Genomic DNA, 22,481 nt, shown 5'->3' with positions numbered 1-22,481 from the left:
TCTTATAAACGAGAAAACGTCGCAACTGAACTCGCATCGCGCTATAATCCCTCTATTTTGCAGGATCGATAGGTTAGTTAATGAATGCATCGTTGTTTGAAATAGCAAATTTAGTGCAGGGTATCGTGATTGGTAACGAGCAAATAACTATTACCTCGCTTTCACCCATAGATAATATTATGACCGGCTCCCTGGTGTTTGCAGATGGCAACGACAACCTGAAAGCAGCGGAACAATCGGCGGCTGGTGCCATACTGGTTAACCGGCAAATGACCAGCAAGGAGAAACCGGTTATTCAGGTTGCCCACCCTTTCAAGGCATTCATTCAGTTGCTCAATCATTTCTATCCACGCAGCCAACCGATTCCAGGCATACATCCGACGGCGGTTGTCGCGGACGATGCCGTCCTGGGCAAAAACATCACCGTCGGTCCTTACTGCGTCATCGAATCAGGTGCGGTCATCGGTGATAACTGCATCATTAAAGGGCATGTCAATATCGGCAGAAACGTCATCATCGGCGAACATTCCGTCATACACCCGCATGTGACCATTTATGACGACTGCCAGCTTGGCGCTCGTGTCTGTCTGCACGCTTCCAGTGTGATAGGCTCTGACGGGTTCGGATATACGTTTGTCGATGGGCAGCACCTTAAAATGCCGCATCTCGGCAATGTTGTCATTGAAGACGATGTCGAAATTGGTGCCAATACCGTCGTAGACCGCGCCACGATGGGAGCCACCGTGATTGGTGCCGGCACCAAGATTGATAACCTTGTCCAGGTTGCCCATTCCGTCAAATTAGGCAAGCGTAATATCCTCTGCGCCTTTACCGGCATAGCAGGCAGCACAACCAGCGGCGATAACGTGATTTTTGCGGCCAATGTCGGGGTTAGCGATCATGTTCGCATTGATGACGGCGTCATTCTGGCCGCTCGCGCCGGCGTTCCGCCGAAAAAACACTTGCTGGAAGGAAATGTTTATCTGGGCAATCCCGCCAGACCCCGAGACAAGGCTATTGAGCAGGAATTGTCACTGACTCGCATTCCCATGATGCGTAAAAATCTGAAATCATTAAGTGAAAAGGTCAATGAGCTAGGAGCTCGCCTGGCCCAATACGAAGAGAAAGAGCAATGACCGCCCCCCTGATTCTGGTTGATGGTTCCTCCTATTTTTTTCGCGCCTTCCACGCCCTGCCTCCCCTGACCAACTCCAAGGGACAACCTACCGGCGCGATTTACGGGGTGGCTAATATGGTAAAACGGCTAATCAAGGATTACCGGCCGGAACAAATCGCCGTGGTCTTCGACAGCAAGGGCAAAACATTCCGGGATGAATGGTATCCGGAATACAAAGCCAACCGCCCGCCCATGCCCCCTGAATTGAGCAGCCAGTTTCAACCGTTAATGGAGCTGCTAACCGCCATGGGGTTGCCTTTGCTGATTATAGACGGCGTGGAGGCGGATGATGTCATTGGAACGCTGGCGCGACAAGCCACTTCCGGGAAACAGGATGTGGTTATCTCCACCGGTGATAAGGATATGGCTCAATTGGTCAACCACCATGTGACGCTGATCAACACCATGACCAGCCAGCAATTGAATGAACAAGGCGTCAAGGAAAAATTCGGCGTCACTCCAAAGCAAATCATCGACTATCTGACACTGGTGGGCGACACGGTGGATAACATCCCCGGCGTTCACAAATGCGGGCCAAAAACGGCCGTCAAATGGCTGGAGCAATACCAGACTCTGGACAATTTGATCGAACACGCCGATGACATCACCGGCAAGATTGGGGAATCGCTGCGAGCAAGTCTTGATCATTTACCCCTTTCCAAAAAACTGGTGACCATCAAAACGGATCTGGAACTGCCCCTCTCCTTTAACGAGTTGACAATTACCCCCCCAAAGCGCGATCAATTAATCAGCCTGACCCGGGAACTGGAGTTCAAATCCTGGTTAAAAGAGTTATTGGAAGAGGAAGGGCAACAATCGGCCGACGGCGATGACAACACCAACACGGCCAACCATTACACCATTATCACAACACAGGCGCAATTTCAGGACTGGCTTCAGCAATTAAACCATTGCCAGCAATTTTGCGTAGATACCGAAACAACCAGCCTTAATCCTCTGGAAGCTGAAATTGTAGGCATCGCTCTGGCCATTGAAGCCGATAACGCCGCTTACATTCCCCTGGCGCATGAAGATGATTGCCAGCAACTGCGCCGTAATGATGTGCTCAATGCCCTGAAACCCCTGCTTGAAAACAAGGACATTGGCAAAATCGGCCAGAATTTAAAATACGATTACAATGTTTTTAAAAACTACGACATTACGTTGCATGGTATCGTTTACGATACCATGCTGGAATCCTATATTTTAAACAGCAGTGCCGGACGCCATGATATGGATTCACTGGCATTAAAATATTTAGGCTATAAAACCATAAGCTTTGAAGAAGTCGCCGGAAAAGGCGCCAGACAATTGCGCTTTGATCAGATCCCGATTGCCAGTGCCGCACCCTATGCGGCCGAAGACGCCGACATTACCCTGAAACTGCATCAAACGCTCTTTCCCATGCTGGATGATCGCCTGCGCCATGTATTGACTAATATTGAAATACCTCTGCTCACCGTACTGGCTGATATTGAACGGCATGGTGTCATGATTGATGAAATATCATTGGCCCTGCACGGTAAACGACTCAAGGAGCGTATGGCCGCGCTTGAAAAAGACGCTCTGGATCTGGCCGGCAAACCCTTTAACCTGAACTCACCCAAGCAATTGCAGGAAATTTTGTTTGATCAATTGCAATTACCGGTGCTGTCCAAAACTCCGACGGGCCAACCTTCCACGGCGGAATCGGTCTTGCAGGAGCTGGCTTTCGATTATCGTTTGCCGGCCGTCATTCTGGAATACCGCAGCTTGAGCAAACTGGTTTCCACCTACATCGACGCGTTACCCAAGCGCATCAACACCCACACACACCGGGTGCACACATCCTATAACCAGGCTGTTGCCGCAACCGGTCGATTATCATCCAGTGAACCCAATTTGCAGAACATTCCTGTAAGAACCGAGGAAGGTCGGTTGATTCGTAAAGCCTTTATCGCCCCTCCCGGCCACATCATTGTTGCCGCAGACTATTCCCAGATTGAGTTGCGGATCATGGCCCACTTGTCCCAGGACAGCAATCTCCTGAAAGCGTTTGCTAACGACTGGGATATTCATGCCGCCACGGCGAGTGAAATTTTTCAGGTGGCTCTGGAGGATGTGAGCTCCGAACAACGACGCAGAGCCAAGGCGGTTAATTTCGGTCTTATCTATGGTATGTCGGCTTTCGGACTTTCGAAACAACTCGGCATAGAACGCCAGGATGCCCAATATTACATCGATCTTTATTTCCAACGCTATCCCGGAGTTCTTGATTACATGACACGCACCCGTAAACAGGCTCACGAGCAGGGGTTTGTGGAAACGTTATTCGGGCGGCGTCTGCATTTACCGGAAATCAATTCCCGCAACATGATGCGTCAGAAAGCCGCCGAACGTACGGCTATTAACGCCCCCATGCAGGGTACGGCCGCCGACATCATCAAAAAGGCCATGATAGCTATCGCCGACTGGCAGCGTCATCAACAACAACCATCAGCCACGATGATCATGCAGGTTCATGACGAGCTGGTTTTTGAAGTTCCGGATCCGGCGATTGAAACAAGCAAGCAACGTATTCGTGATCTGATGGAAAATGTTGTGTCGCTGGATGTTCCCTTACGGGTTTCAATCGGCGAAGGCTCCAACTGGGATGAGGCGCACTAGTACCTCATCCATTTCATTTTAATCGGTTGGGTTGCCTTTACCACACCATCAGTCCGTAAATAATTGCGGAAATCGCAACAATACCGACAAGGCTGATAAACACATCGCTGATAACATGCTGATACTTCGACATGGCGGGTACTTTTAAAATCGCATACATAGGCATCAGAAACAGAATCATCGCTATAATCGGTCCACCCAGGGTTTCAATCATACCTAAAATGCTGGGATTGACGGTTGCCACAATCCAGCAGGTCAGAATCATGAACGCATCGATAATCAGATAAAGTCGATAACGGCTGCTTGATTTGTTCCGACTGGCCAAAGCTTTGGTCATCATGCCATAAAGCCCTTCACTGGCACCAAGATAATGGCCAAGAAACGATTTTGAAATGGCGACAAAAGCAATGACCGGAGCCGCATAGGCAATCAGAGGGGTATTAAAGTGATTGGCAAGATAAGACAAAATGGAAATATTTTGCTGTTTGGCCTGAGCCAAATCCTGGGGAGACAGACTGAACACGCAACTAAATACAAAAAACATCACGGTACCTACCATCATAAGATGGCTGTATTTCAGTATTTTCCTGCTTTTTATTTCGGCATCCAGGCCATACTGTTGCCTCTGACTGACAGCAAAGGATGAGATAATAGGCGAATGATTAAAGGAAAAAATAATAACCGGTATGCCCAGCCACAAGCTCATGAGCAACCCATGCGACTGCCCCGTTGCCCCCAGACTGAATCCGGTTGAGAAAACCGTACTATTCCAGTGAGGAATCAGATAAAGAGCCATAATCATCAGGATGAAAATAAAGGGGTAAACCAGTACACTCATGGATTTCACAATGGTTTGCTGTCCAAAACGAACAACCCCCATTAACAATAAAATCAATACAATCGACAACAAGGCTCTGGGAGGTGGCGTAACGCCCATTTGATGGATCAGAAAACTCTGGGTGGTATTGGTAATAGCCACGCTGTACATCAATAAAATAGGATAAATCGCAAAAAAGTAGAGAAACGTCAGCAATTTACCGGCCGTTGGGCCAAAATGCTCATCCACCACCGTTGTAATATCGGCTTTCGAGGAGGATCCGGACAGCACAAAACGACACAAGGCCCGATGCGAATAATACGTCATGGGAAAAGCCAGCAACACCATGATCAACAAAGGCCAAATGCCATTCATCCCGGCGTCAATTGGAAGAAAAAGTGTTCCGGCTCCAATGGCCGTTCCATAAAGGCCGAGCATCCAGATGGTATCTTGTTTACGCCATTCTGAAACCTGAATTTGCGTATCCTGAGCTAAAACCCCCACGTCATTCGTAGACATCAAACATCCTCGTTGCTATAAGTTGAACCTGGCCTGCTATCCTGAACAAACTTAAAACACTAAGTTCATTTTTGCAGCGCATGAGTCATCATATAGAAACACTCTAAATAAATCAAGTGGGGGCGACTTCCCTGAGTATCCGCAAGACTGAATGAGCGGGGGAAAATACCGAAGCCGACAGGTACATCCATGTAACAATAACGCTTATCGCTCCTCACAAACCGTGTAATAGCCGTGTCGATAAGGATTGCTTCGCGAACGGAACACATAGTCACGACAACGCTCACCACGCTCATCCGTATAACGTTTTTCCAGACGAAAAGAAAAATCGCTGAAATTCATATCCTGTTGTACCTCGCGTTGCTGCTCCGCACGGTTTTTTTCTTCCTGCTTATTGAAATATCTGCTGAGCTTACTGGCTTTTGCCGTTGAGAGCAGGACAAGAGACGACAATATAATGATCAGAATTTTTTGCATTCGAGCGATTTCCTGGACAACAATAAGAAGCATATTAAATCACAAAAACACCATATCGACAAATTATTGCCCAACAATCCGCAGGGATTTTCCTCCAAATAACGCTTGAATTCGTCAAACAGGGCTGGCTATTCTCCTCATTCAAGCGAAATTTTGAGCTAAATTAGCTCAATTTTTGCTTCGACAAAAGATAAGTGCACAGAGCCTGATATGTTTTTTTCAAAATAACGGTATATCCTGAATCCGTTAATCGCTAAACTCTTTAAACTGGCAAAACAATAAGGACATGGAAATGGCCGATAACTTACCAAGAGCAAGCGTTACCTTGTTTTTCATCAGCATGCTCGCTTATCTTATCCTCTTACCCTTTATTTCCTATCCTGTTACTACCCTGCTAAAACCCCTGCCCATTGTTTGCCTGCTAGGGCTCACCTGGACGGCCATGCAACCGTCGGTAAGCTTGAAAAGACGGCTTACAGCAGCCATTGTCAGCTCCCTGGTCGGTGATCTCGCCCTAACCCTGCCTGTTTCTCCCGCTCTGCCTGTCGGCATGGCTTGTTTTATTCTGGCGCACTGTGCCTATATCAGTCTGTTTCTACAGGATTTCAGCTTTAAAGCCCGGCGCCTGGTTTATTTTATAATCATGCTGGCTATTCTCGGCAGCGGGTATACCTATTTATGGTCAGCTATGGGTGATTTGGCGGTACCGGCTCTTATTTACGGCATAGTCTTATCCGCCATGGTTTTTACCGCGCTGCAAGTCGAGCAACAAGCCGGCTTGATTATAACCGGCGCTTGCCTGTTTTTTATTTCGGACGGGGTATTGGGCATCAACCTGTTTTTAATGCCTCATAGTAATGCTCTGGCTCTCGCCGTCATGACGACCTATTACAGCGCCCAGTTTTTACTGGTCACGGGGCTGTTGCTCCGAAACAATCACCCTAAACCGCAATGGGAGCCTTGATGGCAGCGTGAGACTGGTAGCCTTCAAACACAAAGTCCTCAAACCGGTAATCAAACAAACTGTCCGGATGACGTTGCATAACCAGTTTCGGCAAAGGAAACGGGTCACGGGTCAATTGTGTTCGCGCCTGCTCGAGATGATTGAGATATAAATGGCAATCACCGCCGGTCCAGACAAATTCACCTGCTTTGAGGCCGCATTGCTCTGCCACCATATGCGTCAGCAGAGCATAGGATGCTATGTTAAAAGGCACCCCTAAAAACACATCGGCGGAACGCTGATACAACTGGCAGGATAAACGCCCTTGGGCCACATAAAACTGGAAAAGTGCGTGGCAGGGCATAAGAGCCATTTTATCCAGCTCCCCCACATTCCAGGCGCTAACCAGCAAACGTCTGGAATCAGGATTGGCTTTAATCTGACTCACCACCTCCGACAACTGATCGATAGTCCGTCCGTCCGCGGTAGGCCAACTACGCCATTGGCAACCATACACCGGGCCTAAATCACCATTGGCATCGGCCCATTCGTCCCAGATTGTCACACCGTTTTCATTAAGGTAACGGATATTGGTATCGCCTTGCAAAAACCAGAGCAGTTCATGAATAATGCTTCGGGTATGCAGTTTTTTAGTCGTCACCAGAGGAAATCCGTTCGCCAGATCAAAACGCATCTGATAACCAAAAACAGAAAGGGTGCCCGTACCGGTCCGATCCGTTTTTTCCACACCGTTTTGAAGAATATGTTCCAGTAATCGCAAATAAGTTTTCATCGTTTAGCCCACCACAACCAAATTCCGGCTAACAACATGGGAATGGAAAGAAGTTGTCCCATGGTTAACCAACCAAAAGCCAGATAACCCAATTGTACATCAGGTTCACGAAAAAACTCGACCAGAAAACGGCTTGTCGCATACCCCATTAAAAAAACAGCCGATACCCGCCCGGCCGGTCGAGGTTTGGCGGCATACCACCAGACCAGAATAAACAGCGCGACGCCTTCCAGCCCTAACTCATATAATTGCGAAGGATGACGGGGCTGGCCATCCGAATCGGGGAAAATCATCGCCCAGGGCACGTTCGCAGGTCTTCCCCATAATTCCCCGTTTATAAAATTCCCGACTCGTCCTGCCGCAAGACCTATTGGAACCAGCGGTGCGACAAAATCAGCGACCACCCAAAACGGCTTTTTAATTTTGCGCACAAACAGCCAAAGCGCAAAAGCCACACCCAGTAAACCGCCGTGAAACGACATCCCCCCTTCCCATAATTTAAAAAGGGACAGCGGGTTGTCTATTAATTGTTTCGTGCCATAAAACAGCATGTAGCCTAAACGCCCACCGAGAATCACACCAAGCGCGCAATAAAAAATCAAATCACTGACTTGCTCATGTGTCCAGTCCAGCCGATAAAGCCTAATCCGCCAGAGAGCCAGCCCCCAAGCGGCTATGAACGCGAACAGATAAGTCAGTCCATACCAATGGACTTTGAGCGGACCAATGGAAAAGGCCACAGGATCAATCTCTGGAAACACCAACATGCCTACCTCAAATTCATCGATTAGATCAGTAAATCAATTGCCGTACACACCAAAACAATAATAAATCCGTACCGTAATTGTTTAACAGGCAAATGATAGTTAAGCTTCGCCCCCATCGGGGCAAACAGCACGCTGGGTATCGCCACCCAGAGCACTGCCGGCCAATAGACATAGCCGGTCGCATAAGACGGCAGCCCGCTTTCCTGACTGCCGGTCCAATAGAAGACCAGCGTACCAAGTACTGCAACGGTCATGGTACAAAGCGCTGAAACGGCGGGAATTTTACGAGTTGGTACGCCGCAAAAGGTCAGGTAGGGAATAATCAACGTCCCGCCGCCCACACCAAGAAGACCCGATTTGAATCCGATGACAAGACTTACCAGGGTATTCACCCAGGTGCGCGGGAATTTACCCGTCCTGGTGACCTTCAGCTCGAGAAGCATTTTAAACGCGACAAATAACAAAAAAAGACCAAACAATAATTGCAGCCAGAAAATGGGAATCAGCGATGCCACAAACGCGCCCACAATAACACCCACCACAATACCGGGCCATAATCGCTGATAAACCTTCCACAAAATCTCACCCAGCTTGTAATGCGACCGCACCGATGCCTGAGAGGTAAAAATCATGACCCCAAGCGAGGTTCCCGCCGCAAAATGCATGGCTAGCAGCGGCGGAATTTCCGAGTTATGCTGAAAAATATAAAGCAACGCCGGAACCACAACGATACCGCCGCCTATGCCAAGAATGCCCGACATCAGGCCCGCAAACGCGCCGGCCATGGCATAAATGGTTCCATTGGTAATAATTTCATGAATAATCATGTTCGTCCCGCCCTGATTAAGCCGCCCAATCCTTCGTCTTCCAACGCTTTTTGTAAATGCATCCTGATTTCCCCGGGATGCTCCAGCTCCATCACTTCGCTTAATATTTTACGGGCGTTGGCCAGGGATATTTTACGGATAACCCATTTCACGCGCGGCAAACTTGCCGAGTTCATACTCAAGGTATCAAACCCCATCGCCACCAGCAAAATGACCGCCATCGGATCGCTGGCCATTTCCCCGCAGATACTGACTTCGATCCCTGCCGCATGCCCGCCTTCAACCACTTTAAGCAAAGTATGCAGCATGGCGGGATGAAACGCGTCATACAGACCGGCAACCCGCGCATTGTTTCTATCCACCGCCAGCAAATACTGCGTCAAATCGTTACTGCCCACCGACAGGAAATCGACCCGCCGGGCCAGTTCACGAGCCAGATATACGGCAGCCGGCACTTCCACCATAACACCCAGCTTGGGTTTTTCAATGACACAGCCTTCCTCAAGCAACTCAAGGTAAGCCTGATTAATCAATATAGCGGCCTCTTCCACCTCGCCAAGGGTCGTGACCATAGGCAACATGATGCGCAGATTATTCAATTCCTCGTTGGCCCGCATCATGGCCCTGACCTGAATCAGAAACACGTCCGGATGATCCAGAGTCACCCGAATCCCCCGCCAGCCCAGATAGGGATTATCTTCCTTGACCGGGAAGTAGGGCAGCACCTTGTCGCCGCCTATATCCAGAGTGCGCATGGTCACATGGCGCGGCGCAAATGCCTTTAGAATCTGGCGGTAGATAATGTATTGCTCGTCCTCGGAGGGAAAACGATCACGGCTCATAAACGGTACTTCGGAACGATAAAGACCAACCCCTTCCGCCCCGACGCTCATGGATAAACCCGCGTCCATAGCCAGACCGGTGTTAACCTGCAGGGATATACGGTAATTATCCGTTGTTTCCGCAGGTTTATCCCGCAACCCCACCAGACTCTGGTTGAGCTCCTGCTCTTCCTGGGCCAGCTTTTTGAATTCGGCAAGCACGCTGCGGGAAGGCGAGAAGTAGACCTGGCCATAATAACCATCCACCACTACGGCCTTACCGCTCAATTGCTCCACTTTCAGTCCGCGCGCACCCATGACCGTTGGCACACCCAACGCTCTGGCCAAAATAGCGACGTGCGAATTATTCGCGCCGCGAGCAGACACGACCCCGACCAATTGCCCTTCCGGCACCTCGGCAAGTGCTGACGCCGGAATATCCTCACCAATGAGGATGGTGCGACGGGGATAGGTAATTTCCTCGCGTTGCGAGAGCTGCAATTCCGCCAGAACCCGACGTCCCAAATCACGAAAATCACTGGCACGCTCACGCAGATAATCATCTTCCATGCTTTCAAATTGCTGAACATGCTTTTTAATGACCGCGGCCAGAGCCGCCTGGGCACCGAGCTTGTCGGCTCGAATGACCTGCTCCACTTCCACACCAAGGCTTTCTTTATCCAGAATACGGATATATACGTCAAACAGGGCGTGTTCATCCTCCGGCACAGTATCCTTCATGCGCTTACTCAATCGCTGGATATCGTCACGGACTGATTGCAGCGCCTCCAGAAAAATGGCGATTTCCCTGTCAATATCACCTTCTTCAATGACGTGACGCGGTACCGCGTCAATATCCGCTTGCGGGTAAACCACCACCGCACTCCCTATCCCGACACCCGGCACACAGCCAACCCCCGCAAGAGCGGTTTGCGGCGTTTCGACTTTGCCTTTACGGGTTCCCGTGGCTTTTGGGCGGGTCAGTTCGGTCAGTTCACCGGTGTCTTCGGCGTGCGCGATAATACCACCCAACTGAGCGGCGAGGGTAATCAGAAACGCTTCTTCGGCGTCGTCAAAGCAGCGTTTTTCAACTTGCTGGACAGCCATTACGCCATAGAGTTTCCGGTGTTGAATGATGGGAACGCCTAAAAATGCCTTGAAATGCTCTTCGCCAAGCAGGGGGTTATGGTGAAAATCAGGATGAATGGGTGCGTCTTCAATATTTATCGGTTCCTCACGGCGGCCCACAAGGCCTATAATACCGCTGTCCAGCCCGACTCTTACCTTGAAACAGGCCTCCGGATTCAATCCGTCGGTGGCGATTAAAACGTATTCAGCATGCTTGTTGTCAATCAGATAGACGGATACGGCGTCCGTATCCACGGCCTTGCGTACCCGTTGCACGAGAATACCCAAAGCATCCGTTAAGTGGCTCGCCGTTGTAACATCCTGAACAATTCGTTTTAAAATTTTTAACATTTAGCGACTATGATTACCTCGTTTCCTACGGTGGCCGAAAGGAGTACGGCGTTTTTTCAATAAATATTCAAATTCCTTCAATGCCTGGGTATAAACCTGGCGCTTGAAGAAAATCACCTGATCCTCGGGGCCCTGGTAATCAATCCACCGCCAACTGTCAAATTCCGGTGAATCGCTTAAGTCCAGACGAATTTTCTGCTCACTGGCAACAAGCCGCAACAAAAACCATTTTTGTTTTTGACCAATCACCAATGGATCACTGCCATGGCGCAAGTATTGTTTTGGCAAGCGGTATTTTAACCATCGCCGGGTCGAACCGAGCACCTCAACGTCCTCCTTGTCCAGACCCACTTCCTCCCGCAACTCTCGAAACATCGCCTCCAGAGCCGTTTCACCCGGAGCAAGGCCGCCTTGCGGAAATTGCCAGGCGTCGTGACCATTACGTCTGCCCCAAAACACGCGCCCGGACTGGTTAACCAGGATGATCCCAACATTCAGCCGGTAACCGGCGCGATCAATCACCATCTCATCACTGCTTACACTAAACCATTAATTCCATGATTTTTCCACAAACAACAAGAGGTTGGCAAATAAATCTGCGTTTATCACTCAGAAGGAGGGCCGTTCGGATAAATACGTATCCTCCTCCGCACTTTGGTATGCAGAAACGTCTGGTCGGGATCCCATGGGTTTGTTGAAGTAACTCGGCCATAAATCATAAACACTGGACATTGCAGAACTCCGTGTCGACGGAGTTCTTGGCGCTTGCAGCGACACATCCAGTTGTGCGGCCTTTACATAAATCGCAGTATTGGCACGGTTCACGGTTTCCAGCGCCTCTTGCAGCAAGGCAACGCGATATTCAAGGCAATGTTTCATGGCAGCAAGATAAAATGTTGTGATTTCCTGGGTAATATTCGCCATCACGCGCTTGTCAATTTCCAATGTTCCATAATACCAGGAAGCGGAATAGCGATTATCAAACAGGCTTTGCGCCACCCCTTTCAGCAGGGCCTGCCAGGGTGAATCGAAAAAAAGACTGCTGTAACCTGAATTGACTTGATGGCTATAACAAGCAGACAAACTTTTAGCGGCTCCTTCATATAATATAGCCAGTTCGGACACCTGAAACAGCATATCCTTTTCAAAATCATCCAGGCCTTGCCTGATATAACTATGATCAAACAAAGCCGTAATATTATTTCTTAGCCAGATAGAGTTCTGTAACAATGTATACCAATCGGTTTCAGATGTGGCGGATTCTGCTTGCATCGCCAATTCCCTGGCTTGTTCCAGATATTCCTGATGAGCATTGGTGTCTAGCCAGGTATAGGAAAAAAAAGTAAAATATTTTTCATAAATGCTTAAATAGGCACGGTACACGTTGATAGCCAGCGCAAATTGCTGCATAAACGCCTGGGCATTCGCGGTATAGGGTTTTTCAGGTGTAAACTGATACCCTGTTGCCGTCTGTATCACAGGCAGACCACTGTTTTGAATGTGATAATCCAGGGCGTCAATCACGCTGGGTTTTGCCAGTTGCTTCTCTTCCTGTAAGTCCACGGCTGTTTTTATCAGCTGATCTTCCTCAACCAGGCAATTTTTCATGGCTTTTTTGACCAGGTTGAAATCAAAAACGACCTCGTCCGGTTTCGCCGTTTCAGTTAACGTCTTGGGGTTGGCTTCGTTGATAAAAAATTTTTCCAATGCCAGCCTCAATTCTTTTACTTTTTCCCTGTAGGTATCGGTACGGATTTCCAACGGTTTTTTAGCCTCATCGATTTGTCCCTGTAACACTTCCCATTTGCTTTTGGCCATGTACTACTCCCAGTGCGTCCTTTTTGCCTTTAATTTCACCACTGCGCATGGAAGAATGTCAAGCAGGATTTTCCCGATGTGCTTCTATCAAGAAACAGCAATGACCGTTATAATGACCTGTAACGTTTCGGGAGTATTGCGGATTTATAATTCCTGCGTTTCGCTGACGCTCCACACAGGCTACATTTTACAGCCCTGGCGCAATAATGTAGCCCGCGTGCAACGCGGGGACTCCACGTCATACCATCCGACACCGGAGCGATAACTCATTATTTTTTGACGAGCCTATGAACAAGCGAATTTTAATCATCAACACCGGCGGCACCATCAGTTCGGTCAAATCGGAACACGGTTACGAGCCAGCGCCGGGTTATGCGTCCGCGGCCCTGGCTTTAATTCCCGCACTTCGTCATCAGGACATGCCCGCCTACACCATCAGGGAATACAAACCTCTGCTGGATTCTTCCAACATGACCGTGCAGGACTGGAACCGCATTGCCGAGGACATTGCCCGGGAATATGATCATTACGACGGATTTGTTGTTTTTCATGGCACGGACACCATGGCCTATACAGCCTCGGCGCTGTCGTTCATGCTGGAAAATCTCGCCAAACCGGTGATTGTCACCGGCTCGCAAATCCCCTTGTCCGAAGTACGCAACGACGCCATTGACAATGTGATCACCTCGCTGTGGCTATGCGCCCATCAACCGATCAACGAGGTTTGCATTTATTTCAGCCAGCGTTTGTTGCGCGGCAACCGCAGCCAGAAAATCAGCGCCCAACGCCTGAACGCCTTTGATTCCCCCAATTACCCTCCTCTGGCCGCCGTCGGTATTCATATTGAGTTACATCGTGAGCGATTACGTCCGCCACCGGACAAACCGTTCCGCTATCAAGCCATCACACCGCATTTCATTGCCAACTTCCGTCTTTTTCCGGGCTTCGCCACCGACGTACTGGATTATTTGCTCAGGCAACCATTGCGTGGCCTGGTGCTGGAAACCTACGGCGCCGGTAACGCCCAGAATAACGATCCCCGTTTTCTGGCCTTGTTAAAGGACGCCTGCGATCGCGGCGTCATCATTGTCAATTGCACCCAATGCCGGCACGGACGGGTTGCAATGAACCAATATGCCACCGGCCACACACTCAAGGAAGCCGGATTAATCAGCGGCCATGACATGACCCCCGAGGCGGCTCACTGCAAATTATTGTATTTACTGAGTAAGGATTTAAGTCCCCATGAAGTGAAGCGGCTCATGGAGACGGATTTGTGTGGAGAGTTGAGTGATTAACATGGTTTATCATGCCTTGGTAAGGCTAGTGTTTCCAGTTGGTTTTGAACGGTTCACTGCACAATAAATCCAGGGCGTGTCCCCATTCTGTTTCGCGAGCTAAAAGTTGGGATAATTTAGCGCAAATTGCAGATTGAATGAGGAGAATAGCCAGCCCTGTTTGACGAATTCAAACTGCAATTTGAGCAAACCAGCACAGGTTTTAGCCGTGAAACAGAATGGGGACACGCCCTAATAACTTAGGGCACTCTTTTCCTCTGCCTTGACCATCGGTTTAATAGCCTGTGTCGCCTTTGACAGACACATCTCAAGAAATCCGGTATCAGGACCAATTTCAGGCATACTAAAGGTGATTTGTCCAAGAAATACAAAATCAAACGGTAATTTCGGAGTCCAGGCATATTTCGCGCATAATATCTCGTTTTCATCCTTAAGCTCTTTCAGACACTCAGCCACACAATCCCTTCTGGCATCCTGATACTCATCATGATGTTTATCGAGCCTGCCCAATTTTACCTGGCATTTTGCAATTTTAGCTAAAACAAGCTGTTCTTTTTCATTCACCAGGGCAGGAATATTAAACAGAGACAACAAAAACGACTCCGGATAATGCAGAATCATTTCTCTTTTAGCCAGATACATACCTAACCAATAACAAAGAACATTAAACGGATCGTTATCGGAGGATTGGTTGAGCAATTTGATATTCTCTTCATTGAATCTTTTATAAAGTCCGTTTAATAATCCGTTAATTTTAATCATGGCACGGCCATGATGCCCTTCATCTTTTATCTTATCTTTCTCTATTTCTTTACCACTGCATTTTTTTTTGGCTTCCGTTTTACATTCGTCAATCAGTTTCTCAATGTTTTCCGAATTAATTTCGTCATCCCCGGCATCTTCCAATAAACTAATTTTGAGAATAGTATCATTGATAATGCGCTGCTTTTCGCTGGATAAGGCCTTATCGACAAAAAAACCGGTAATATATCCACTGGCCGTACTTTCCGAACGGCGTCTTTCCGCCTCAAGCTTTTCTTTGACTAATTGCTTTGCTATATCAAGAAAAATGGTCATTGCACTACTCCTTTTGCCGCAATTTTTTTATCATATCAGTAATTTTAAGTTTCGCAACATAAATGCAGACTGTATAAATTCAGAAACTTGCTCATGATAATACGTCAATAACACAAAGGATCCAGTTACCTATGTCTCTAGAAATCGTCATTTTAGCCGCCGGCCTTGGCAAACGTATGCGCTCGGCCATTCCCAAGGTTCTTCATCCCCTGGCAGGCAAATCTTTGCTGGAGCGGGTCGTGGAAACCGGCAAGTCGCTTAATCCCGATGCCATTCATGTCATTTACGGACATGGCGGCGAACAAATCATGCAAACACTTCATCATCTGCAAGTCAACTGGGTCTTGCAGGACAAACAGCTGGGAACCGGTCACGCCTTGCAGCAGGCCTTGCCTCATATAAACCCGCAAAGCCAGGTGCTTATCCTGTCCGGCGATGTGCCGCTGATTCAGGCCAACACCCTGCAGGCGCTGGTCAATTGTGCCGCGGAATCCCAATCCCTGGCTCTGTTGCTGGCCATTCTCGACGATCCTCATGGCCTGGGTCGGATAGTGCGTGACGAGCACAACGCCATCCGCGCCATTGTAGAGGAAAAGGACGCAACCCCCGAGCAACGGCTTATCCGGGAAATTTATAGCGGGATCTGTTGCGCCAACGCTTCCGACCTGGCTCGCTGGCTGCCGCAACTCTGCAACGACAACGCCCAGGGCGAATACTACCTCACCGATATCATCACCCTGGCCGTACAGGAGCGACACGCCATCCGTTCCATGCCCACCCCTCATCTCTTTGAAATTCAGGGCATCAACACCCGGGTGCAGTTGCAACAACTGGAACGTCTCTGGCAAAACCACCAGGCTGAACAATTAATGCTCTCGGGCGTGTCCATAGCTGACGCCGGCCGCATTGACGTCCGCGGCGAGCTGCAATGCGGCCAAGATGTTTTTATTGATGTCAATTGTGTGTTTTCCGGCACGGTGGTATTGGGTAATAACTGCCGCATAGGCCCGAACTGCACTCTGTCTGACGTGGTTCTGGAAGACGGCTGTGACGTATTGGCCAACAGCGTGCTGGACGGCTGCCGGCTGGGCGAATCGTGTCAGGTTGGGCCTTTCGCCCGCTTGCGGCCGGGCACAAAACTGGCAGATCATTGCAAAATCGGCAATTTCGTGGAAACCAAAAAGGCCGAATTCGGCGCTGGAAGCAAAGCCAGTCATTTGAGTTATCTGGGTGACGTCACCATCGGCAGAGACGTCAACATCGGAGCCGGAACCATCACCTGCAATTACGATGGCGTCAACAAACATCAGACCATTATTGAAGACGGGGTGTTTGTCGGCTCCGACACCCAGTTGGTCGCTCCGGTCACCATTGGCGCCAACGCAACCATAGGGGCCGGCAGCACGATCCGCAGACATGCGCCGCCCGGCGAACTAACCCTGACCGAAAGCAGGCAAAAAACCATTTTTGGCTGGAAGCGTCCCGTCAAAAAGAGAGAATAACACACCAACGGGCTGCGCAATTTCCAGAGCGCGTAGCCCGCGTGAAACGCGGGATCAGTTAGGCTCTGTGAACATTATCATAATCAGGGGTAACGACCTCGTTATTACTCACATAACTACCCAACAGGCTATATAGCCTCAACACGAGAGGAAGACTTACCAGAATAAACGCAACCTGATAAACCCAACTGGTCACGGCCAGCTCCAAAGCCTGTTCATGAGGGTAAATACCGGAAAACAATAACTGGTAGTTCACCAGAAACAACAGCGAAAGCGCACTTAGATTCGCCATAAAAATGCGAAGGCCGCGGTAAACAGAACCATAACGGCTGTTTTTTAAATACTCCAGTACCAGCGCGTTACAAGCATACAGCACGAACAAAGCCAATATTAAAACGGGAATACGTCTTGGCATGATAAACAGGTAGAATGGATTAATATCAAAAAAATTGGGCGACGGGGGCATCATCGTCACCATTAGCAATAAATTAAACATCAACTGACTAAGCATCAGCACTACCATCAAATACAAATTCGCTTTATACCCATATAGCTCGCCAATCAAACTGGCGGCGATAAGGCCAGGCGGAACAAGAATGCTGCAGGCAGCCAAGGTCCATCCGTGACTGAATGAAATCAACCGGTATTCACAGGCCAGGCAAATTAAAATAATAATGACTGAAAATCCCACCAGATAATGGTAAAGGGGCGCGGATAAAAAATCCGGGATGCTTGAACGGCGGGCTCTGATTTTCGCCCATTTATTTAACAGGCAGGCAAGATACAAAATACTGACCGAAAACATGATCCCGGCGGCTATCATCAGCGAGTCAATGTATATGGGATTAAAATTCTGCACGTGCGGCTCGGAAAACAACAACAGAAAATCGATAGTGAAAAATCCCAATCCGCCAAACAGAACCAGCAACACCCGTTTACGCGGCGAGGTAATTACCTCGCTTTGCCTCGAGCAACAAAGCAAGTGCGGTAAATAAAAACTCAAGCCAAACGCGAGCGTTGCCGCAAAAAACTTTTTGGGGATATCCTCAAAGACAATCTGATACGCCAGATTGTCACGTACATAATCCGCAGAGGGTAAATTGACCAGAAGATAAATACCTATGGAAAACAAATACAAGGCTAATAACGACTGGTTAAGTACCTGCCGCTGCTGCTTGAACGTACACTCCCTCAGAACGACCAGATACAAACAGGCGACCAAAGGACAAATCACACTGCTGGCCGTGAACATCATTCCCTGAAATACGATAATTTTAAAAGACGTGTTGATGAGCAAAATAAGACTGGTCATCATAGCCGCGGTCAGAATGAGGTAGCTGCGAGGCTGCACGGCCGGATTGGAAAGTATCATAACAAAATTCGCCCGCTTACGGCAGCGGCAGAAAAAAACACGCCATTTGCAGACTGTTGACATTTCATACTGTAAAATCCCCTAAAATGTCTGTTTATCACGCGAAATAGAGCTAATGCCGTCGCTAATTGTTCATTAATATATCATCAGCATCGTTATGCTGGCAAATTTTATCACCATACATGACAAAAAAATGGCAGGAACACGCCGGGGCTGCATGGGAATGACATAATCCGGGTCATATTTTATCAAAGTATGATTTTTCCCTGCCACATGTATAATGACAATCATAGCGAAACGCACTGTCAACAGAGCTTAATGGACTATGACAAAACATAAGCAAAAAGTCTCCGCCAAGACCGGGATGCTGCCCGGATCAGCAATTTACGTAGGCGACAGGGAGCCGTTGCCAACCACTATCCGTGTTCATATCTATGATGATCAATCCTATCATCAATACAATCATCACGATACCGCAAAGATCCATCAGGCTCTGGACAACCACAAATACGTCTGGATTGACGTCGCCGGTTTGTCCAAAGTGGAAACCATTTGTGATTGCTGCAACACGTTCAACATCCACCCGCTCATTCTGGAGGATATCCTTAACACCAAACAGCGCTCCAAGCTGGATGTTTTAAACGACGGGCTGTTTATCGTGTTGAAATTGCTGCAGGCGCCGGGGAATCAGCTGACCTACGGCAGTGAACAGTTCAGCATGATTGTGAGAAACAATTTGCTGCTCACTTTTCGCGAATCCGACCATTATGATTTATCGACACTGTACAAACGCCTGAGCGCGGATAACTCTCTGATCCGCAATCATGGTACCAAATATCTGGCTTACCTCATTATGGATAATATTGTCGATGACTATTTTAATTTCGTCGAGGCAGCGGAAGACACCTTGTCAGCCGTTGAGGATAGATTAATCGTTGACCCGGCTGATATTTCCCTCAATGAATTATATGCCATAAAACGCCGCACCATTACCATGCGCAAAGTCATTGCACCGTTGCGTGACATCATTCATTTGCTTGTTTCCCCGGAACAGAATCATTTCATTGAATCCAGATACCTGATTTATTACCGGGATCTGCACGATCACGCCATCCGCCTGGTCGAACTTATCGATCTGCACAGGGAAATGTCGGCCGGCATGCTGGAAATTTATTTATCGGCACTCAACAACCGCATGAATGAAACCATGAAGGTCCTTACTCTTTTCGCCAGTATTTTTATTCCCCTGACTTTTATTGCAGGCGTATACGGGATGAATTTTGAATTCATGCCGGAATTAAAATGGCGTTACGCCTATCCTGTTATCATGGTTATCATGACCGCCATCGCCGCGGCCATGTTTTATTTTTTCAAAAAAAAGAAGCTCATTTGAACCAGCCACTCTCTGGCACCCGCTATTGATTAAAACCCGAGCTTTGAAATCCCTTGGGGTCTTTACTCCGCGTGATAACTTCATTCGAACTGATTTGCTTCGGGCTGCTATCAGCAAAAAAACCATGGGAATTGCCTGAGCGGGAACGAATAACCTTACAAACAGCCTGCGTGGTATCGCTGTCATCAAACAACGTCAACCCCCTGCCCGTTCGTTTAGCCGGCACAACAACCTCCGACACGGTTATCGAGGAAATTCCTTTTTCCGAAGGGTGTGTTCGTTTAATTTTCGGTGATTCGTGAGGTGCCTTGCCCACTCGCAAATCGGGTGTGGTGTCTTTTTCATCCACCTCAACCTCTGTTTTCACTCCGAGTGTCTGTTCCTGTAATCTACGGCGTAACTGACTCAGGCTATCCATGAACCCCGTGTTGCCCAACAGTTTCAAAAACACTCTGGTAGCTTCAGGCGGCGCGCCAAAAAGGGCTTGCAGGGCTTTGGCAGAGGCCGCCGGGGTTTGCTGAGCGGCTCTGACCACATACTTATGCCGTACCTTGTCTACCGTATTGATTGTATCGGCAACCACATCACGCACCTCTACAACATGACTTCCAATCACCGGATCGCTCGCGAGTTTGTCGGGATCCTGCAGCAACTCGGGCAATAAAATACTTCGCAACAACCGGGAAGCGGAATTATCCCAGGCCTTGTTTCCAACTGTAGCCAATAATCCCCAGGGAACAATCGATTTTCCCTTGAGCATTTCCGGCAACCTTGCTTTCAAACCCACACCGAAAGTATCCACAGTCCAATATAGACTGTTGAGATAAATCATTAAGGGATCCACTGGCAGCCTGGAGGAGGCGGCGACTGGTTTTGGCAAATCGTTTTTCATGTGGGCCGCGAGACTCATCTGAATCATCAACATGATCTGATCAATGCCGGCTCCATAATATTTTGAGGGAATCCCCGTGTTCGATTCAATCAAATAGTTGGCCAACGCACTCAACCCGGCGTGAGTCAAACCAAACGCGGCGGGAATTTCCGGATGCTCGCGCAAGTAGGCGTGTTGATGAGCGGGACAAAGTTCCGGTAGAATCATGTTAGTCACATAACGGCCACGGTGCAGCAGATAAAACACAAAAACCACTCTTTCGGTGTATGGCAGTTTGCCAAGCATCCAGAGGATACCTTCTATTGACCAGAAACCAAGCTGCGAGCGCGCTGAACTTTTAACAAACTTGCCGGTGGTGCAACCTTCTATTTGACATAATGCGGTCTTCTTCTTGTCCTTTTTAGGATGTTTCCCGCTTTTTTCAGCACGAGGGATTATCTCCTTATCCTTGCTTTCCTCCTTGTCGGATGATGTTATCGCGTTATTGAACGCTTTCGCCCCTTCCATGGCAATCACTGCGGCGCGCCCCCCCATTTTTAATGTTTGGCGGGTCTTGAATGCCATCGTCGCAAGCGACAAAGCACCTATTCCCACGGTCAGGGCGGTATCGACACTTAACAGGGCAGGATTATCGTCGGAGAAAGAGCTTCTGGCGGCCTCTTCCACCATGTCACTGACATAGGGAATCAAGGCATACAAGGCATAGTCTCCGGCCAGATAAACAATATGCTTGACCACTTCGCGCGTAGGGGGATCAAAGGCCATGGATTTTAATGTGGCCGGCAGGACGCCAACCTGTTTAAAGATGTATTCAACCGTGTTAAAACAATAAGTTCCGGCTCCCTGCATCACCTTTTGTACCGATGCGTTATTCCATGTCGTACTCACCCAGTCGGTAACAGCTCCCCAGCTTTCTCCCCATCCCATCTTGCTCTCCTGCAATACACCGGAATTTTATTCTATGGGCAATGTTTACAAATTACCAGACACGCTGCTTTTTTTTACTGGTTTTCCCATGGCTATTTTTTAGATCCGTCGTCCCGCATGTCGGTTTCGCCCTGAGGAATCTCGACATTTTTTGCACAAAAAATGGAAGCGCCAATGTTTTTGTGATCAAATTCAGATTACCTCGATCTGCCCCCTCTCCCGCGCCAGGAATTTGAGTAACAGGATGATGTTTTTTCGCGGGATGAGGGTTGGGGAGAGGGCTTGTCACGGATGGTCATTGACGATGAGATATGGTGTCGTTTAGAAACGTTGCTTCCAAAACCTAAGGGACGTCATGGTAAGGATGAGCGGTTGTTTATGGAGGCAACAGGCGGGATGCTTCAAACGGCTTTACTTTAAAGCAGTCATGATGACGTCGAGGACTGTTGGCGTGTGCTGAAAGATATCATGATTCCAAAAGCGGAGCACTTTAAAACCATGTGTCTTTAGCCAATCAGTACGCTTCGTATCGTAAATTTGATTGTGCAGGTGTTGACCACCATCAAGCTCGATAATCAGCCGTTTTTCAAGGCAGGCAAAATCAACGATGTAGTCGCCTATTGGGACTTGTCTCTTGAATTTAAATCCAGGTCTATTCGCTCGAAGATAGTACCATAGATGCCTCTCAGCATCCGTACTGTTTTTCCTTAAATCGCGGGCTCGTTGCCTTAACACCGATTTTTCCACACCCTCTCCCTAACCCTCTCCCGCAAAAAACATCATCATACTACTCAAATTCCTGGCGCGGGAGAGGGGGCAGATCGAGGTAATCTCAAAAATCTGTGTTCAAATTCAGTCTGGGATAGCTATAAAAAACGTTAGGGATATCAAAAGCGATCTGTTGGGGATCGGGCTCATGCTGGAATCTGATAGTAA

At 48.5% G+C, this 22,481-nt stretch carries 19 protein-coding genes; 7 read left to right on the top strand and 12 right to left on the bottom strand.

All coding sequences use genetic code 11. From position 1 onward, the window contains the following. Positions 1-80: 80 nt before the first annotated feature. On the top strand, positions 81-1,136 hold the full coding sequence (lpxD, locus tag CKW05_RS00645) for a UDP-3-O-(3-hydroxymyristoyl)glucosamine N-acyltransferase (protein WP_058484015.1): 1,056 nt from the start codon (positions 81-83) through the stop codon (positions 1,134-1,136). Continuing rightward, a complete protein-coding gene (gene polA / locus CKW05_RS00640) occupies positions 1,133-3,823 on the top strand; it encodes a DNA polymerase I (protein ID WP_058484016.1) in 2,691 nt (896 codons plus the stop codon). Before lpxD ends, polA begins: the two co-directional genes overlap by 4 nt. 37 nt (positions 3,824-3,860) lie before the next feature. Here the strand turns inward: polA and CKW05_RS00635 are convergent, their stop codons facing one another. Together CKW05_RS00635 and CKW05_RS00630 are read right to left on the bottom strand one after the other, a co-directional pair. Beyond that, complete coding sequence (locus CKW05_RS00635; protein WP_058484017.1) at positions 3,861-5,159, bottom strand: serine/threonine transporter; 1,299 nt, start codon at positions 5,157-5,159, stop codon at positions 3,861-3,863. 204 nt (positions 5,160-5,363) lie between these two features. Next, on the bottom strand, positions 5,364-5,636 hold the full coding sequence (locus CKW05_RS00630) for a hypothetical protein (protein WP_058484018.1): 273 nt from the start codon (positions 5,634-5,636) through the stop codon (positions 5,364-5,366). Positions 5,637-5,928: 292 nt separating this feature from the next. Between CKW05_RS00630 and CKW05_RS00625 the strand changes: the two genes are divergently transcribed. After that, positions 5,929-6,600, top strand: a complete 672-nt coding sequence (locus CKW05_RS00625; protein WP_058484019.1) for a lysoplasmalogenase — start codon at positions 5,929-5,931, stop codon at positions 6,598-6,600. On the opposite strand, the gene thyA is transcribed toward CKW05_RS00625, so the two are convergent. From thyA to CKW05_RS00595, 6 genes are all read right to left on the bottom strand, one after another. Continuing rightward, entirely contained in the window at positions 6,578-7,372 is a 795-nt protein-coding gene (gene thyA / locus CKW05_RS00620; protein ID WP_058484020.1) for a thymidylate synthase, read from the bottom strand. The two genes, CKW05_RS00625 and thyA, sit on opposite strands and share 23 nt — an antisense overlap. Then, complete coding sequence (lgt, locus tag CKW05_RS00615) at positions 7,369-8,139, bottom strand: prolipoprotein diacylglyceryl transferase (protein ID WP_058484021.1); 771 nt, start codon at positions 8,137-8,139, stop codon at positions 7,369-7,371. The genes thyA and lgt overlap by 4 nt, the downstream gene beginning before the upstream one ends. A gap of 20 nt (positions 8,140-8,159) precedes the next feature. Next, entirely contained in the window at positions 8,160-8,966 is an 807-nt protein-coding gene (locus CKW05_RS00610; RefSeq protein ID WP_058484022.1) for a sulfite exporter TauE/SafE family protein, read from the bottom strand. Then, entirely contained in the window at positions 8,963-11,266 is a 2,304-nt protein-coding gene (gene ptsP, locus CKW05_RS00605) for a phosphoenolpyruvate--protein phosphotransferase (protein WP_058484023.1), read from the bottom strand. Before ptsP ends, CKW05_RS00610 begins: the two co-directional genes overlap by 4 nt. After that, positions 11,267-11,791, bottom strand: a complete 525-nt coding sequence (locus tag CKW05_RS00600; RefSeq protein WP_058484024.1) for an RNA pyrophosphohydrolase — start codon at positions 11,789-11,791, stop codon at positions 11,267-11,269. An 84-nt stretch (positions 11,792-11,875) separates the two neighbouring features. Next, a complete protein-coding gene (locus tag CKW05_RS00595) occupies positions 11,876-13,084 on the bottom strand; it encodes a hypothetical protein (RefSeq protein ID WP_058484025.1) in 1,209 nt (402 codons plus the stop codon). Between the two features lie 287 nt (positions 13,085-13,371). Here CKW05_RS00595 and ansA point away from each other — a divergent pair, with 287 nt between their 5' ends. Continuing rightward, entirely contained in the window at positions 13,372-14,382 is a 1,011-nt protein-coding gene (gene ansA / locus CKW05_RS00590; RefSeq protein WP_058484026.1) for an asparaginase, read from the top strand. Between the two features lie 231 nt (positions 14,383-14,613). Here the strand turns inward: ansA and CKW05_RS00585 are convergent, their stop codons facing one another. After that, positions 14,614-15,459 (bottom strand): hypothetical protein, encoded by an 846-nt coding sequence (locus CKW05_RS00585; RefSeq protein ID WP_058484027.1) that lies wholly within the window; start codon positions 15,457-15,459, stop codon positions 14,614-14,616. A 131-nt stretch (positions 15,460-15,590) separates the two neighbouring features. Here CKW05_RS00585 and glmU point away from each other — a divergent pair, with 131 nt between their 5' ends. After that, complete coding sequence (gene glmU, locus CKW05_RS00580; RefSeq protein WP_058484028.1) at positions 15,591-16,961, top strand: bifunctional UDP-N-acetylglucosamine diphosphorylase/glucosamine-1-phosphate N-acetyltransferase GlmU; 1,371 nt, start codon at positions 15,591-15,593, stop codon at positions 16,959-16,961. 58 nt (positions 16,962-17,019) lie between these two features. Here glmU and CKW05_RS00575 read toward each other — a convergent pair whose 3' ends face one another. Further along, entirely contained in the window at positions 17,020-18,333 is a 1,314-nt protein-coding gene (locus tag CKW05_RS00575; protein WP_065238417.1) for a VUT family protein, read from the bottom strand. Positions 18,334-18,658: 325 nt separating this feature from the next. On the opposite strand from CKW05_RS00575, the gene corA reads away from it, so the two are divergent. Beyond that, positions 18,659-19,726 (top strand): magnesium/cobalt transporter CorA, encoded by a 1,068-nt coding sequence (corA, locus tag CKW05_RS00570; protein WP_058484030.1) that lies wholly within the window; start codon positions 18,659-18,661, stop codon positions 19,724-19,726. Between the two features lie 22 nt (positions 19,727-19,748). On the opposite strand, the gene CKW05_RS00565 is transcribed toward corA, so the two are convergent. Further along, complete coding sequence (locus CKW05_RS00565) at positions 19,749-21,545, bottom strand: hypothetical protein (protein WP_058484031.1); 1,797 nt, start codon at positions 21,543-21,545, stop codon at positions 19,749-19,751. Positions 21,546-21,827: 282 nt separating this feature from the next. Here CKW05_RS00565 and CKW05_RS15265 point away from each other — a divergent pair, with 282 nt between their 5' ends. Then, positions 21,828-21,965, top strand: a complete 138-nt coding sequence (locus CKW05_RS15265; RefSeq protein WP_145962385.1) for a transposase — start codon at positions 21,828-21,830, stop codon at positions 21,963-21,965. Here the strand turns inward: CKW05_RS15265 and CKW05_RS00555 are convergent. Then, a complete protein-coding gene (locus CKW05_RS00555; RefSeq protein WP_095140520.1) occupies positions 21,957-22,292 on the bottom strand; it encodes an endonuclease domain-containing protein in 336 nt (111 codons plus the stop codon). The two genes, CKW05_RS15265 and CKW05_RS00555, sit on opposite strands and share 9 nt — an antisense overlap. Positions 22,293-22,481: the final 189 nt, after the last annotated feature.

It is taken from the genome of Legionella spiritensis (assembly GCF_900186965.1).
GTDB lineage: Bacteria > Pseudomonadota > Gammaproteobacteria > Legionellales > Legionellaceae > Legionella_C > Legionella_C spiritensis.
The sequence above is the reverse complement of the archived record's forward strand: the minus strand, read 5'-3'. Positions and strand labels throughout refer to the sequence as shown.